This is a genomic window from Streptomyces sp. NPDC058092 (assembly GCF_042884935.1).
GTDB lineage: Bacteria > Actinomycetota > Actinomycetes > Streptomycetales > Streptomycetaceae > Streptomyces.
Genome location: NZ_JBHVSY010000049.1, coordinates 1 through 13,250, shown reverse-complemented (window position 1 = coordinate 13,250; position 13,250 = coordinate 1). Strand labels below are relative to the sequence as shown.

Genomic DNA, 13,250 nt, shown 5'->3' with positions numbered 1-13,250 from the left:
GCGCGGGCCGGGGGTGGCCGGCTTGCCTCAGTGCGGGGAGTGCCGGCGCAGAGGCGTGACGGATCCCCGCCGGCGAAGACCGCCCCGGCGACCGGGGCCCGACTGCCCCTTCTGCAAGAATCACCACATGGCTGAACACGACACGGCCCACGGCTACCTGCTGGACAACCAGCAATCGGAGGCAGGGATCCGCTTCGGCGCCCTCAGCGAGTTGTTCGATCCGGTGACGTTCCGGCATGTCGACCAGCTCGGGATCGCCGCCGGCATGCGGTGCTGGGAGGTCGGTGCCGGCGCTCCGTCCGTACCCCTCGGGCTGGCCGAGCGAGTCGGCGCGACGGGAGCAGTGATCGCCACCGACATCGACGTGTCCTGGACCCGGGACATCGACGGTGGCGTGATCGAGGTGCTGCGGCACGACGTGGTGGCCGACCCGCCGCCGCCCGGCGGCTTCGACCTCGTCCACGCCCGACTGGTCCTGGTACACGTCACCGATCGCGCCGAGGCGCTGCGCCGGATGATCCAGGCGCTGCGGCCCGGCGGCCGGCTGCTCCTGGAGGATGCCGACCCGGGGTTGCAACCACTGTTGTGTCCGGACGAGTCCGGTCCCGAACAGCGGCTCGCGAACCGGCTGCGATCCGGCTTCCGCGCCTTGATGGCGGCACGCGGCGCGGACCTCGCATACGGGCGAACCCTGCCCCGGCTGCTGCGTGAGGCCGGTCTCGAGGACGTTCAGGCCGACGCGTACTTCCCGATCACCTCGCCGGCTTGTGCCGTCCTCGAGGCCGCGACCGTGCGGCAGATCCGCCACCGTCTGGTAGCGGAAGGGCTTGCCACCGACAGGGAGATCGACCGCCACCTGGCGAACGTCGCCACCGGACGCCTCGACCTTGCCACCGCCCCCATGATCTCCGCGTGGGGACGGCGCCCGTAACCCTCCCCGATTGCCTCTCACACGCATCCGTCGTCCAACTGAACCGCTCCTCGCCTTGCCGGCGGGTTCGTTCCGGTCCCTTCGTACGATCGGGGCCCCAGGGCCTGCCCGCCGGCCAAAGGATGGCCATCGGGTCACGTGCGCGGCTGCCTCGCTCTGCTCGAACTGGTAGAAACCCTCCAAGGCCGTCTCGCGATCGTTGTGCCCGATGAGGTCTCCGCCCCCATACGTACGGTCGCAGACTTGCAGGATGCGGTGGCCCACCTGGTGGCTGCCGCGCTCTCATCCGCGCCGACCCCAAGGACCTGATCGTGAGCGAACGCGTCGTCTCCCCCCTGAACCGCGGTTTCCTCTTCCTCGACTCCCACCCGGCCGGCTGCCGCAAGGTGGTGGCCGACATGTGGCGGGCCGTCCCCGCACAGCAGCCCGGCGGGCACGGGCCGGTAGCGCTCGTCATCGGCTCGTCCGCCGGGTACGGGCTCGCCGCCACGATCGCCGGGCTCGCCCGCGCCGGGATCCGCGGCATCGGGGTGTGCTTCGAGAAGGCACCCGGACGGCGCACCGGCACGGCCGGCTGGTACCGCACCGCCGCGACCGCCGAACTGGCCCGCGAGTACGGGCGGGACATGGTCTTCCTCAATGGTGACGCGTTCTCCGATGCGATGAAGGATCAGGTCGCCGACCTTCTCAAGCAGCGGTACGGGCGGCTGGACCACCTGATCTACTCGGTGGCTGCCCCGCGACGCACCGACCCGGACACCGGCGTCACCTACTCCTCCGTCCTCAAGCCGATCGGCGAGCCCTACCGGACCAAGACCCTCACGTTTGACGGCTCCGGTGCCCCGGAAGTCACCGAGGTGGAAACCGCCCCGGCCGCGGGCGACGACATCGAGCAGACCACCGCGGTGATGGGCGGCACGGACTGGGAGCGGTGGATCGACTACTTGGCCGGACGGGACCTGCTCGCCGACGGGTTCACCACCGCCGCGCTCTCCTACATCGGCTCACCCCTGACCGCGGGCATCTACCGGCAGGGCACCATCGGCGCGGCCAAGGCCCACCTCGAAGCCACCGCCCGCACCCTGAACGAACGCCTGGACAAGCTGGTCGGCGGCCGCGCGCTCACCTCCGTCAACGGGGCCGCCGTCACCCAGTCCTCCACCGCCATCCCCGGCATCGCCCTGTACGTCGGCCTGCTGCGCGGCGTCCTCGATGAGGGCATGGTCCCGCCGATCGACCAGCTCACCGAGCTGTGGGACCAGCTCACCGGCACCCGCCCCCTCGCTCTCGACGACGACGGCCGAGTCCGCCTCGACACGTGGGAACTCACAGCCCCAGTACAGGAGGCCGTCGCCGACCGCTGGAACTGCGCCACCACGAACAGCATTGGCGACCTCGCCGATCTCGACTGGTTCCACGCCGAGGTCCAGCGCCTGTACGGATTCGCCGTATCCGGCATCGACTACGCCGCACCCGTCGACACCGACATCCCCTGGCCGGACCCGACCGCCTGACCCCACCGTTGGAGGAGCGCCATGCGCCTGCCCACCGACGACACCCTCGTCCGCCGGCAGCAGGACCTGGAGACCACGTTCGCCGCATTCGCCGACCACGAACTGCACCAGGCCACTGCCCGGATCAGCGAACCGGCCGTGCACGACGCGGCCGGCGCCTTCCTGACCAGGCCGAGCAAGTGCCTGCCGGACATGGCGTTCCTCCACGCCGCACGCACAACGTCGACGCCCAACTCCGTTCCGCCGACCTGACCATGGTCGCAGCCGCGCTGGAAGTCCGGCACGGAGCGATCCTGCTGCGCGAGGACATGGTCGACGACGACACCGTCCGCGGCGACCACCCCACCGCCCACCCACTCACCGACCCGCGCCTTCGGTGGCTTCACACACAGCAGGGACACGGGGAAGTTCCACGGCGTGATCGTGCCGACCACGCCCACCGGCCGGTTGTGCACCTCAAGGGTGCGCTCAGCCCGGTCGGGGAGTCTTTCGACCTCGTTCCAGGCGAGGCCGGCGAAGTGGTCCAGGAGCCCGGCACCCACCCGGAACTCGCCGACCGGCGGTCCGAGCGCGTCCCGCGCCCTCTCCCAAGGCTGGGCCAGGGCCGGACGACGGGAAACCGAGTCGTCTCCGGCCCGGTTCAGGGCTGCTTGCGTGGCTGCTCCAGATGTTTCTCCGTTGGCCGTGCGACCGTCTGTGGCGCGGTCATGTCGAGCAGGAGCAGGGCGTCGTGGTCGGGGGTGCCGGGTTCGGCAATGTAGACGCCGAGACGCTGGCCGGGGGTGCCCTCCAGGTCCATGGACTGGGCGGTGAGGGTGATCGTGCCGACGTGGGGGTGGTGGAAGGTCTTGTGCGCGGGTTTGCGCCCCGTCACGTCGTAGCGTTCCCAAAGCTTGGCTAAGTCGGGGCTCTTGAGGAGGAGTTCGCCGACGAGGTGGGTCAGGTCGGGGGCGTCGAGTGCGGTTCCGGCGAGGGCGCGCAGGCGGGAGACGCAGGCGCGGACCTGGTTGTCCCAGTCGGGGAACAGCTCGCGGGCGACGGGGTGAAGGAAGAGGTAGCGGGCCAGGTTCCGCTGCTTGGCGGGCCAGTCGCCCAAGCCGGCGTACAGCGCGAGCCCACCGGGGTTCCAGGCGAGGAAGTCCATGCTGCGGCTGACGATATAGGCCGGGTTCGGGCGCATCGTCTCCAGCAGCAGCTTCAGGTGCGGACGTACGGTACGGCTCGGCGCGGGCGGCAGCTCGGGGGCGTACCGGGCGGCCCGGGCGGCCAGCTCCCGCAAATGCTGGTGTTCCCGGTCGTCCAGGTGCAGCGCACGGGCGAGGGCATCGAGCACGGCGGGGCTGGGGCGGGTCTCCTGCCGCGCTCCATGCGCACGTAGTAGTCGATGCTGATGCCCGACAGGGTGGCCACTTCCTCCCTGAGCAGTCCCGGGGTGCGGCGCAGGCCGACGCCGACCGTGAGTCCGACCTGCTCGGGGCTGGTCCGGGTGCGGCGGGCACGCAGGAGCCGGCCCAGCTCGGCACCGCCGTCGCTCCTGCCGGTGGTGGTGCCGGTGCTCTGCTCAGATGCCATGAATCCAGTGTCACACCGCACTGACCTGCCCGGCGGCGCAGTGGGAGGCCCTGTCATTACCCCGAAGAGCCCGGCCTGCCACCGGGGGCGAAACGGCCCGAAGGTGGAATCACGACGCCGGAAGGCGAAGCCGACGAAATGAGGGACCTGATGCGCCACATCAAGCTGCGTGACCTGGAAGTTTCCCGGATCGGTCTCGGCGCGATGGGAATGTCGCACGGCTACACGGACTCCGGGACCGACGAGGCGGAGTCCGTCCGCACCCTCCACCGCGCTCTGGAGCTGGGCGTCACTCTTATCGACACCGCCGAGATCTACGGTCCGTATGCCAACGAGGAACTTCTCGGCCGGGCTCTCAAGGGGCGCCGCGACCAGGTCGTACTGGCGACGAAGTTCGGCCTCATGTCCCACACGGGAACGGGTGGGAGGGCGGGAACGGCAACGGCACCCGGCTCGGGCGCCTGGACAGTGGACAGCAGACCGGCCAACATCCGTACCGCTGTAGAAGGCTCCCTCACCGCCTGGGCACCGACCACATCGACCTCTACTACCAGCACCGGGTCGACCCGAACACCCCGATCGAGGAGACCGTCGGCGCGCTGGCCGAGCTGGTCGCCGAGGGCAGGATCCGCGCGATCGGCCTGTCCGAGGCCGGGCCCGACACCATCCGCCGCGCACACGCCGTCCACCCCCTCACGGCCGTGCAATCGGAGTACTCGCTGTGGACCCGCGACCCCGAGGCGCGGGTGCTGCCGCTGCTGCGCGAGCTGAACATCGGCTTCGTACCGCTCGCGCCGCTGGGCCACGGCTTCCTCACCGGCACGATCCGCTCCACCGGCGCCTTCGCGGAGGGCGACTTCCGGTACGGCAACCCGCGCTTCACCGGCGAGAACTTCCAGCGCAACCTGCGCCTCGCCGACGCCGTCCAGTCCGTCGCCGCGGAGGCCGACGCCACCCCCGCCCATGTCGCCCTCGCCTGGCTGCTGTCCCAGGGCGACGACATCGTGCTCATCCCCGGCACCAAGCGCGTCCGCCGGGTCGAGGAGAACACCGCCGCTGACGGGCTCCGGCTGACCGCCGACCAGCTCGACACACTGACCCGTCTCCCTGCGGCGGCCGGAGCCACCCACACGGAGGCCGGCCTGCGGATGCTCGAACGCTGACCATCCTGCTCTCTCTTCCCCCGCCCGCGCGCACCAGTTCATCCCGTACAGACAGAAGGAAAACCTGATGCAGACCGTCACCCTGAACAACGGCGTCGAAATGCCCATCCTCGGCTTCGGTGTCTACCAGATCCCACCGGAGCAGACCGAGCAGGCCGTCTCCGAGGCCCTGGCCGCCGCTTACCGGCTTCTCGACACCGCCGCCGCGTACGGAAACGAGGAGGCCGTAGGCCGTGCGCTCAAGAGCAGTGGCGTTCCGCGCGAGGAGCTGTTCGTCACCACCAAGCTGTGGGTCCAGGACGCGCCCGCGCAGGAGAACACCAAGCGCGCCTTCGAGACGTCGCTGGCCAAGCTCGGCCTGGACCACCTCGACCTGTACCTGATGCACCAGCCCTACGGCGACGTGTACGGCCAGTGGCGCGCCATGGAGGACCTCAACCGCGTAGGGCTCGCCAAGGCGATCGGCGTCGCCAACTTCTACCCCGACCGGCTCCTCGATCTCATCGTCAACAACGACATCACCCCGGCGGTCAACCAGATCGAGACTCACCCCTTCTTCCAGCGCATCGCCGACCAGGAGCTCATGCGCGAGCACCGTGTCCAGATCCAGTCGTGGGGCGGGTTCGCCGAAGGCAGGAACGGTCTGTTCACGAATCCGCTGCTGGCCGAGATCGGTGCCAAGTACGGCAAGTCCGTGGCACAGGTCGCCCTCCGGTGGCTGACCCAGCGCGGCATCGTCGCGATCCCCAAGTCGGTCCGGGCCGAACGCATGGCGGAGAACATCGACATCTTCGACTTCGAACTCACCGACGACCGGATGGCCGCCATCGCCACCCTGGACACCGGAGCATCGCTGTTCTTCGACCACCGCGACCCGGCGATCGTCTCCTGGCTCGCCGAGCGCCGCCTGGACGCCTGACCGAGCAGCGCATCGCCGAACTCGCCGTCACCGGAGCAGATGTCCGCAGAGCATCGGCCTCGTCTCAGGTCAGATCCGTGCGGGGGTGGATGGTCCAGTGCTTGGTTCGTAGGACTCGTCCGGCGAAGGTCACGTCCTGCTCGCCCAGGGACCTGAATCCGAGGGAGTGGCAGATACCGTTCGATGCGGCGTTCGTTGTTGCCGGAAATGCGTGTATGAGCCCCCACCGGCCGTCGTCGCGGGCCTGCTCGAGCAGCATGCGGACGCCCTGTTTGCCGAGTCCCCGCCTCTGAAACTCCGGCAGTACCATCCAGCCGATCTCGGAGATGCGCTCGGTGTCGGTGTCGTGGGGCCACAAGGTCACGGTTCCCGCGACCACGTCCGGTTCTGCTTCATCGGGCACGATCATCTTTGTCCAGTCCGTGCCCACAGCCGCCCGTTGAACATCACGTCGGACCTTCGAGTCCATGCCCTCGCGAGGCAACGGGCCACCGAGATCGACCATCATGGCCGGATCACATCGCATCCGAACGTAGGCGTCGACGTCACCGTACTCAACATCACGTAGCAGCATCTGTGTTGCTCCTCTGTCCTGCTGATCTTTTGCTACCCCTGCGATCATTGAAACAGCGGGGAGCCGACTGGACAGGTGCCGCTGGGCCTGATTGTGCCAGTCGCCATGCTCAGGCCTCCGCCGGTAATGGGCTACAGCTCCCAAAGATGCGGCCAGGGCAGCGAACGCCTGGTCAACAAGGAGCGTCCGAGAGATCTGGCGACATGGCGCTGTGAGGGCGCCAACGTTGTCTCGCTGGGCAACCGCACAGCCGCCGAGGTCCCGCGGATCAGCCTGGGCCATCGCCGTCCTCCGCTTCGATGGGCCTGATCCCGAGTGTGAAGCGGGCCGGAACCGCGGCCAGATGATGCCGTGGCTGGACGGAAGGCCCGCACGAGCCGCTGCCGAGGCCGTGGTGTTCGAGGTCGATGTTGAGGTGGACGAGGCCGTCGGGCTCCAGGCGGGCGGTGTGGGCCGCGCTCTGCAACGCCTGTGTGGACCAGGGTTTCACGGTCAGGTCGAACCACGGGCTGCCGTTGATCTCGATGCCGCGCTTGCCGCACCCGGCGGGACCTGGAGGGGTGCCGCCCGTGCCGGACCCGCCGGGACGGAAGCGGGTGAGGCGGGCCCACCGGAGGTGTCTCCGATTGCCGTTCTCCTGCGGGCGCACGTACGGGGTCTGCATGGCTTCGACGGTGCTCTCGTACCGTCCGATCCGCACCGCGGAGTCACTGTCCCGGTATGCCTCACCGGGTCCGAGGCCGAACCAGCTGACCTGGTCGAACTCGCCCGGCAGGGTCATCGCGACGCCGAGCCTGGGCAGCGGGACGGGCCACGGACGCGTCGGTGCGGTGTCGACGGTCAGCACAAGCCGGTTCCCGTCCTCGGCACTCCAGTGGTAGTCGGCGAGCAGGGCGAGGTCCGAACCCGCCGGGGAGATCCTGGTCCGTACGGTGATCCCGTCGTCGCCGGTCTCGACCTGCAGGACCTTGTGCCGGAGGCGGTCCAGTCCGGCCTGCTGCCATGCCGCCCCCAACGGTGAGAACCGGTCGTTGTCGATCGGCGCCCGCCACACATCGACCCGGGGCCCGCGCACGGGCAGTTCACCGAGGCGGACCAGGGTTCCGGTGATCGCGTCGAACCGGGCGGCGCCCAGCGTGATCGTGTCACCGTCGCGGCGCGGTACCGCGACCCGGCCGCCGTCTCCGCGCCCCGGTGAGGCGTCCGGCAAAACGGCCTGCGACGCGCTGTCGGCGCCCGGACCGATCTGGGTCCAGGCGACGGTGTGGCCCACGTCGGCCCAGGGTTCGTTCGCGGCGAGTTCGGCGCTCACGGTCAGCCAGTGTTCTCCTTGCCCGGCCGTGTCGACGGCCCTGGCCAAGGAGTCGGGCCAGTCGGCACGGTCCTGCGCGCCGGGCCCGATCACCGGTACCTCCCACTCGCTCCCAGCCACGGGGACGCCGTCCGTCTCCAGGCGCCAAGTCCACCTGAGATACCCGGTGTCACGTGTGTGGTGCAGGTTGCGGACCACGATGCCCCGGCCCGGCGCGGCCTCGATCCTGACCGGCTCGATGACCTTCGCGTACTCCAGCAGTCCGGGCGAGGGGGTGCGGTCCGGGAACAGCAGCCCGTCGATGACGAAGTTGCCGTCGTGGACGGGCTCCCCGAAGTCCCCGCCGTAGGCGTGATACAGGGTTCCGTCGGCGTCTCGCCGTGCGATGCCGTGGTCGATCCACTCCCAGACGAAGCCTCCGGCCAGTCGCGGATGCGCCTCGAACAGCTCCTGGTACTCACGCAGTCCGCCGGGCCCGTTGCCCATGGCGTGCCCGTACTCGCACAGCAGCAACGGCATGGCGCGCCGCCGTGCGTCATTCGCGGGGTCGCCGGTCAGCGGTTCCTGCCCGCAGGCGATCGCCGCCACCGTGGAGTGCTCCGGGTACATCACCGAATAGAGGTCGGTGCAGACGCAGTTCTCCCAGTCGCCCTCGTAGTGGATGAGGCGGTCCGGGTCCCTGTCACGGATCCATGCGGCCATGGCCTCCAGGTTCGCCCCGGTGCCCGACTCGTTGCCCAGCGACCAGATCACGACACTGGGATGGTTCTTGTCCCGTTCCACCATCCGCTCGGCCCGGTCGAGCAGCGCCGCCCGCCAGGCCGGGTCGGCACCTGGGTTGCCCCGCCAGGCATTCTTCGAGAAGCCGTGGGTCTCCAGGTCGCATTCGTCGATCACCCAGAGCCCGTACTCGTCGCACAGGTCGAGGAAGGCCGCGTCCGGCGGGTAGTGGCTCGTTCTGACGGCGTTGATGTGATGCCGTTTCATCAGCAGCACGTCGGTGAGCATCGTCTCGTGCGTGAGTGTCCGTCCGGTGACCGGATGCCATTCGTGCCGGTTGACGCCGCGGAACAGCAGGGGCTTGCCGTTGGCGGTCAGTACGCCGTCCTCGACCGCGATCCGCCGGAAGCCGATCCGGATCGGCACCCGTTCCGTCGCCGTCGTCAACTCGCCTCGGTAGAGGTGTGGCTGTTCGTCGCTCCAGGGCGTGACACCGGCCACGGCGTGCGGTCCGGCCGGGTCGGCGTCGACGAGCCCGAGTTCCGGGACGGTGAGCCGGGCCTCGCCCTCGACGTCGACCCGCAGCGTGCCCAGGCCCGTGCGGTGGTCGTAGTCGGCGTGGACGAAGAAGTCGGCGATGCCCCCGGCGGGCCGGGCCAGCAGCCGAACCGAGCGGAAGATCCCCGACAGCCACCACATGTCCTGGTCTTCCAGGTAGGTTCCGGCGGACCACTGGTGCACCCGGACCGCCAGCACATTGCGTCCGGGGCACAGCACGTCCGTGACATCGAACTCGGTCGGCAGCCGGCTGCCCTTGCCGTCTCCCAGCCGTACCCCGTTCAGCCAGACCGCGAAGCACGAGTCCACACCCTCGAACCTGAGGACCGCCGCTCCCCCGCCGGCGAAGCCCGCTCCGGCCTCGAACTCCCGGCGGTACTCCCCCGTCGGGTTGTCGTCGGGCACTCGGGGCGGGTCGACCGGGATCGGGTACGTGATGTTCGTGTAGGCGGGAGCGCCGAACCGGGTGGGCCCTGGCAGGCCGTCCAGCTGCCAGCACGAGGGCACCGTGATGCGGGTCCAGGCATCCGCGTCGAACGCGGGGTCCTCGAATCCCGGGGTCAGACCGTTCAGCCCGGCGGCCGGCCGGAAGCTCCACGAGCCGTCCAGTTCGATCACCGGTGCGTCGGAGCGGAACGACGCACGGGGCCGTGCCCGGCCGTTGCCGGGTGATACGTCCTCGACGTACGCGTTCGCGGTGCGGCAGCGCTGCGCGTGGTCCATCGGTTAGTACTCCAGCTGTAGATCGAGATCTTGCTCATTGTGCTGGTCGCTTCGGCTGACCTGTGCGCAAGGCCGCCTGGCGGAGTGGTCACCGGGATGCAGCCGCACTGCAGTGCCGCGGTTTCAGCGATCTGGGCAGTACGGGCCAGCGGGCGCCTCCGGGAAGTCCTCCCGTCCGTCCAGCCACCCGCAGAGCCGTTCGGCCAGTGTGAGGTCTTCGGGGAACAGAGCGTGCCCGTGATCAGGGCATCGTTGGTTGGGATCCCATCCCCACATGCGGCCTTCTGGGGTGCTGTAGTCGACGAGGGACCAGATCGCACAGCCCCACGCCAGGAGCGGTACAACAGACGGCGGGTGGTTGGGGATTGAGTGCCCCCCAAGTATTCCTCCAGCAGCCGACCGCTGTCGCTGAAGCTGTAGGTGGTGTCAGTAAGGGACAAAGCCTCGCCCCCAGCGGCCGAACCCACCGTCGGCGACTTCGAGATAGATCCGCTTGAGGAGTGGCGGCATCGGATGCCCCACTGCGGTCTCAAGCTCGGCCACGGCCTCGGGCGGCGCAGGTGTCGGCAGCTGGCCAGCCGCATCCTGCTCTCGGATCCTGTGGATGATCTCGTCGTCGGTCAAGCCGGCATTCGTAGCAGCTGCCACCGACATCAACCACACCGCCCCCGGGACAACGAGGGCCTCGGTCAGGTACGGGGAGACCCGGGCGCGGGCTGCGCCCAGGGATCCGCGCTGGGGAGTCCGGCGAGTGGCCAGCTCGCAGCCGGCCTCTCGTTCCGCACCATCAGGACCGAATTCGTGGCGCGCCGTGTCCGACCGCCGCTGGTGGGCTGCGGCAGGGCTTGACGGCCCCAGCGAGCCGGTGACCGCCCGTCACGGTCACCGGCTGGCCCGGCCGGGTCAGGGGTTGTAGTAGCCGGTCACGTAGGTGCGGTCGAAGCGACCGGCCTCCAGGTCCGCGCGCTGGATAGACCACTGCATTTTCGTGCCTTCCCGGTCTGCGACATCCGCGTCCCAGTGAACCAGCGCAACCCAGTCCTCGGGGTCGCCCGACACCGGCTCACCGCCGCCCCACCGCCCTTGCTCGGCCTGCTGCACAGCGCAGCTCACGATCTCCTCCAGCGGGTCCGGGTACGCCGCGTAGCCGCCGAGCTGCAGATGCCGGTTCCTGCCCGCGACCTCGTCCCAGACATCCTGGAGCCCGTCCTGGTGCGGGAAACCGCCAGGTGATTGGTCCGGCAGGTCCGGTTCGGCCGTGACTCTCAACTCGCCCTGCGGGAAGTTGTCGAAGTTCTCCCGGAACTCGCCGACGCCGTTGTCCCCGTAGGCCGTCCAGGTATATCTGTCGCGCTCTGTCACCGGGGTGCCGGCCGGGACATAGACGGCATGTCCGCGGTTGTCGCCGTCCCACAGCTCCCAGATCTCGGAGAAGAGCAGCAGGCGTCCGTCCGGCGGCAGAGGAAGGTCCGTCGAGCCCTTCGGCAACGCGGCGAAGTCGATGTACCCGACGTACGGGTGCCTGGGGTCCGGGACGTCGGCGGGCAGCAGCAGTGGCCCGCCGAACCTCCCCGCGACCGGCCCCTCTCCGTCCAACCTGAGGATCGCGCAAGGCCGGGCGTGGCCGATCCACCGGTCCACCTCCTCCGCCGGTATCGGGTCCACACGGTGGAGCACACTGCCCACCTCAACGGCCCTCGTACGAAAGGGAATCAACGCTTCACGAAGCTCATCTGTCACACCGGCAAAGGTAGTCGCCGCCACCGACAACTTGCCCGGGCTGCCCGAGGCAACTCATAGCGGTGGCATCCTTGATCATCGTGAGTTGTGTGCACTGACGATGAGACGGTGGCGGCTGGCCACAGCATAGATCCCGTCCGCTGGCGGGAGGCGTTCGAGGTGGCCATGGGCCGGATCGCGGGCCGGTTCGCCCGGGTCGAACCCCGGTTGCGGGCCCGGCGGTTGGTACTGGGCCTGCTGTCGGACCTGCCGCGCAAGAACTGCTGGACGATCGCGGAGTGGGCCGGGGAGACCAGCCCGCACGGCATGCAGCATCTGCTGTGCCGAGCCGTCTGGGATGCCGATGGCGTCCGTGACGACGTGCGCGAATACGTCGTCGAGCACCTGCATGACGATGCCGCGGTCCTGGTGGTCGACGAGACCGGGGACGTGAAGAAGGGCACCCACACGGTCGGGGTCCAGCGCCAGTACACCGGCACGGCGGGACGGATCGAGAACTCCCAGGTTGCGGTCTACCTGGTCTATGCCGGTGAACGCGGTCACGCGGCGGTGGACCGGGAGCTGTACATCCCGCGCTCCTGGACGTGCGACCCGGACCGCTGCCGTGCGGCCGGACTCGCCTCGGACACCGTTTTCGCGACCAAGCCGGAACTTGCCCGCACGATGATCGAACGGTTCCTGGACGCCGGGCACCACGCCGGCTGGGTCACCGGGGACGAGGTCTACGGAGGCAATCCAAGTCTTCGTACGGCTCTGGAGGAACGCGGTATCGGCTATGTCCTCGCGGTGGCCTGCTCGGCCGAAGTGCCCACCGGCGCAGGCAAGTTCCGCGCTGATGCCCTGGCGCGGAAGGTGCCGAAGCGGGCCTGGCAGAAGCTCTCGGCCGGGGACGGCGCGAAGGGGCAGCGGTTCTACGACTGGGCCGTCATCGACCTCGCCGAGGCAGCCCCCGGCTGCCACCAGCTGCTGATCCGCCGTAACCGCAGCACCGGTGAACACGCCTACTACCGATGCCACTCCCGCACGCCGGCATCCCTGGCCACCCTGGCCAGGGTCGCAGGTTCCCGATGGCGGGTGGAGGAGACCTTCCAAACCGAGAAGGGACTGGCCGGGCTGGATGAGCACCAGGTCCGCCGCTATCCCTCGTGGGCCCGGTGGGTCACCCTCGCGATGCTGGCCCACGCCTTCCTCGCCGTCGTCCGCGCCGACGAACACGCACACCGGCCCTCGCCGGACGACCTGATCCCGCTGTCCTGCAACGAGATCTGCCGCCTATTCATCGCGCTCGACGTCCGGCCCGTACGCGGCGCGGCCCACCGGCTTGCCTGGTCCGACTGGCGACGCCGCCACCAGGCACGATCACGCACCAGTCACTACCGGCGACAAGCCGCATCCCAGACATGAAGATCACGATCTACAGCTGGAGTATTAGTACTCCAGCCGGACTTCTCCATTAGCGCTGGTCAACGGCTTGGGCGTGGAGAGTGTAGCGGGCTGGAATGGGGGTGGGACGGTCTTTGCCGG

The 13,250-nt window shown here is 69.3% G+C and carries 9 protein-coding genes and 3 pseudogenes; 6 read left to right on the top strand and 6 right to left on the bottom strand.

All coding sequences use genetic code 11. The annotated features are described in order from the left end of the window. Positions 1-127: 127 nt before the first annotated feature. The 3 genes from ACFVV1_RS39920 to ACFVV1_RS39910 all read left to right on the top strand — a co-directional run bounded on the left by ACFVV1_RS39920 (position 128) and on the right by ACFVV1_RS39910 (position 2,697). Positions 128-931, top strand: a complete 804-nt coding sequence (locus tag ACFVV1_RS39920) for a methyltransferase domain-containing protein (RefSeq protein ID WP_390000331.1) — start codon at positions 128-130, stop codon at positions 929-931. A gap of 311 nt (positions 932-1,242) precedes the next feature. Further along, positions 1,243-2,445, top strand: a complete 1,203-nt coding sequence (gene fabV / locus ACFVV1_RS39915; protein ID WP_390000328.1) for an enoyl-[acyl-carrier-protein] reductase FabV — start codon at positions 1,243-1,245, stop codon at positions 2,443-2,445. A gap of 21 nt (positions 2,446-2,466) precedes the next feature. Further along, complete coding sequence (locus ACFVV1_RS39910) at positions 2,467-2,697, top strand: hypothetical protein (protein ID WP_390000375.1); 231 nt, start codon at positions 2,467-2,469, stop codon at positions 2,695-2,697. Between the two features lie 140 nt (positions 2,698-2,837). Here ACFVV1_RS39910 and ACFVV1_RS39905 read toward each other — a convergent pair. Both ACFVV1_RS39905 and ACFVV1_RS39900 read right to left on the bottom strand, forming a co-directional pair. Then, positions 2,838-2,987: pseudogene (locus tag ACFVV1_RS39905) on the bottom strand (aldehyde dehydrogenase family protein); the annotation flags it as partial. A 98-nt stretch (positions 2,988-3,085) separates the two neighbouring features. Further along, positions 3,086-4,017, bottom strand: a pseudogene (locus tag ACFVV1_RS39900) (helix-turn-helix transcriptional regulator). Positions 4,018-4,167: 150 nt separating this feature from the next. Between ACFVV1_RS39900 and ACFVV1_RS39895 the strand changes: the two are divergent. Continuing rightward, positions 4,168-5,180 (top strand): annotated as a pseudogene (locus tag ACFVV1_RS39895) (aldo/keto reductase). A gap of 67 nt (positions 5,181-5,247) precedes the next feature. Next, positions 5,248-6,099 carry an aldo/keto reductase gene (locus tag ACFVV1_RS39890; RefSeq protein WP_390000325.1) on the top strand — a complete coding sequence of 284 codons (852 nt, stop codon included), beginning with the start codon at positions 5,248-5,250 and terminating at the stop codon, positions 6,097-6,099. Between the two features lie 64 nt (positions 6,100-6,163). Here the strand turns inward: ACFVV1_RS39890 and ACFVV1_RS39885 are convergent, their stop codons facing one another. The 4 genes from ACFVV1_RS39885 to ACFVV1_RS39870 form a co-directional block, all read right to left on the bottom strand. Continuing rightward, complete coding sequence (locus tag ACFVV1_RS39885; RefSeq protein WP_390000369.1) at positions 6,164-6,673, bottom strand: GNAT family N-acetyltransferase; 510 nt, start codon at positions 6,671-6,673, stop codon at positions 6,164-6,166. Positions 6,674-6,941: 268 nt separating this feature from the next. Then, positions 6,942-9,986, bottom strand: coding sequence for a glycoside hydrolase family 2 TIM barrel-domain containing protein (locus tag ACFVV1_RS39880; protein ID WP_390000323.1), 3,045 nt, complete (start codon positions 9,984-9,986; stop codon positions 6,942-6,944). A gap of 426 nt (positions 9,987-10,412) precedes the next feature. Beyond that, positions 10,413-10,610, bottom strand: coding sequence for a hypothetical protein (locus ACFVV1_RS39875; RefSeq protein ID WP_390000320.1), 198 nt, complete (start codon positions 10,608-10,610; stop codon positions 10,413-10,415). Between the two features lie 279 nt (positions 10,611-10,889). After that, positions 10,890-11,651 carry a DUF1963 domain-containing protein gene (locus ACFVV1_RS39870; protein WP_390000317.1) on the bottom strand — a complete coding sequence of 254 codons (762 nt, stop codon included), beginning with the start codon at positions 11,649-11,651 and terminating at the stop codon, positions 10,890-10,892. 240 nt (positions 11,652-11,891) lie between these two features. Here ACFVV1_RS39870 and ACFVV1_RS39865 point away from each other — a divergent pair, with 240 nt between their 5' ends. Then, positions 11,892-13,130 carry an IS701 family transposase gene (locus ACFVV1_RS39865; RefSeq protein WP_390000367.1) on the top strand — a complete coding sequence of 413 codons (1,239 nt, stop codon included), beginning with the start codon at positions 11,892-11,894 and terminating at the stop codon, positions 13,128-13,130. The last annotated feature ends 120 nt before the right edge of the window (positions 13,131-13,250 follow it).

What these genes read in the sequence shown, in the direction of transcription:
- ACFVV1_RS39865 (WP_390000367.1), top strand. Translation starts at nt 11,892, where the DNA reads ATGGGCCGGATCGCGGGCCGGTTCGCCCGGGTCGAACCCCGGTTGCGG.
- ACFVV1_RS39880 (WP_390000323.1), bottom strand. Translation starts at nt 9,986, where the DNA reads ATGGACCACGCGCAGCGCTGCCGCACCGCGAACGCGTACGTCGAGGAC.
- ACFVV1_RS39885 (WP_390000369.1), bottom strand. Translation starts at nt 6,673, where the DNA reads ATGCTGCTACGTGATGTTGAGTACGGTGACGTCGACGCCTACGTTCGG.
- ACFVV1_RS39910 (WP_390000375.1), top strand. Translation starts at nt 2,467, where the DNA reads ATGCGCCTGCCCACCGACGACACCCTCGTCCGCCGGCAGCAGGACCTG.
- ACFVV1_RS39890 (WP_390000325.1), top strand. Translation starts at nt 5,248, where the DNA reads ATGCAGACCGTCACCCTGAACAACGGCGTCGAAATGCCCATCCTCGGC.
- ACFVV1_RS39920 (WP_390000331.1), top strand. Translation starts at nt 128, where the DNA reads ATGGCTGAACACGACACGGCCCACGGCTACCTGCTGGACAACCAGCAA.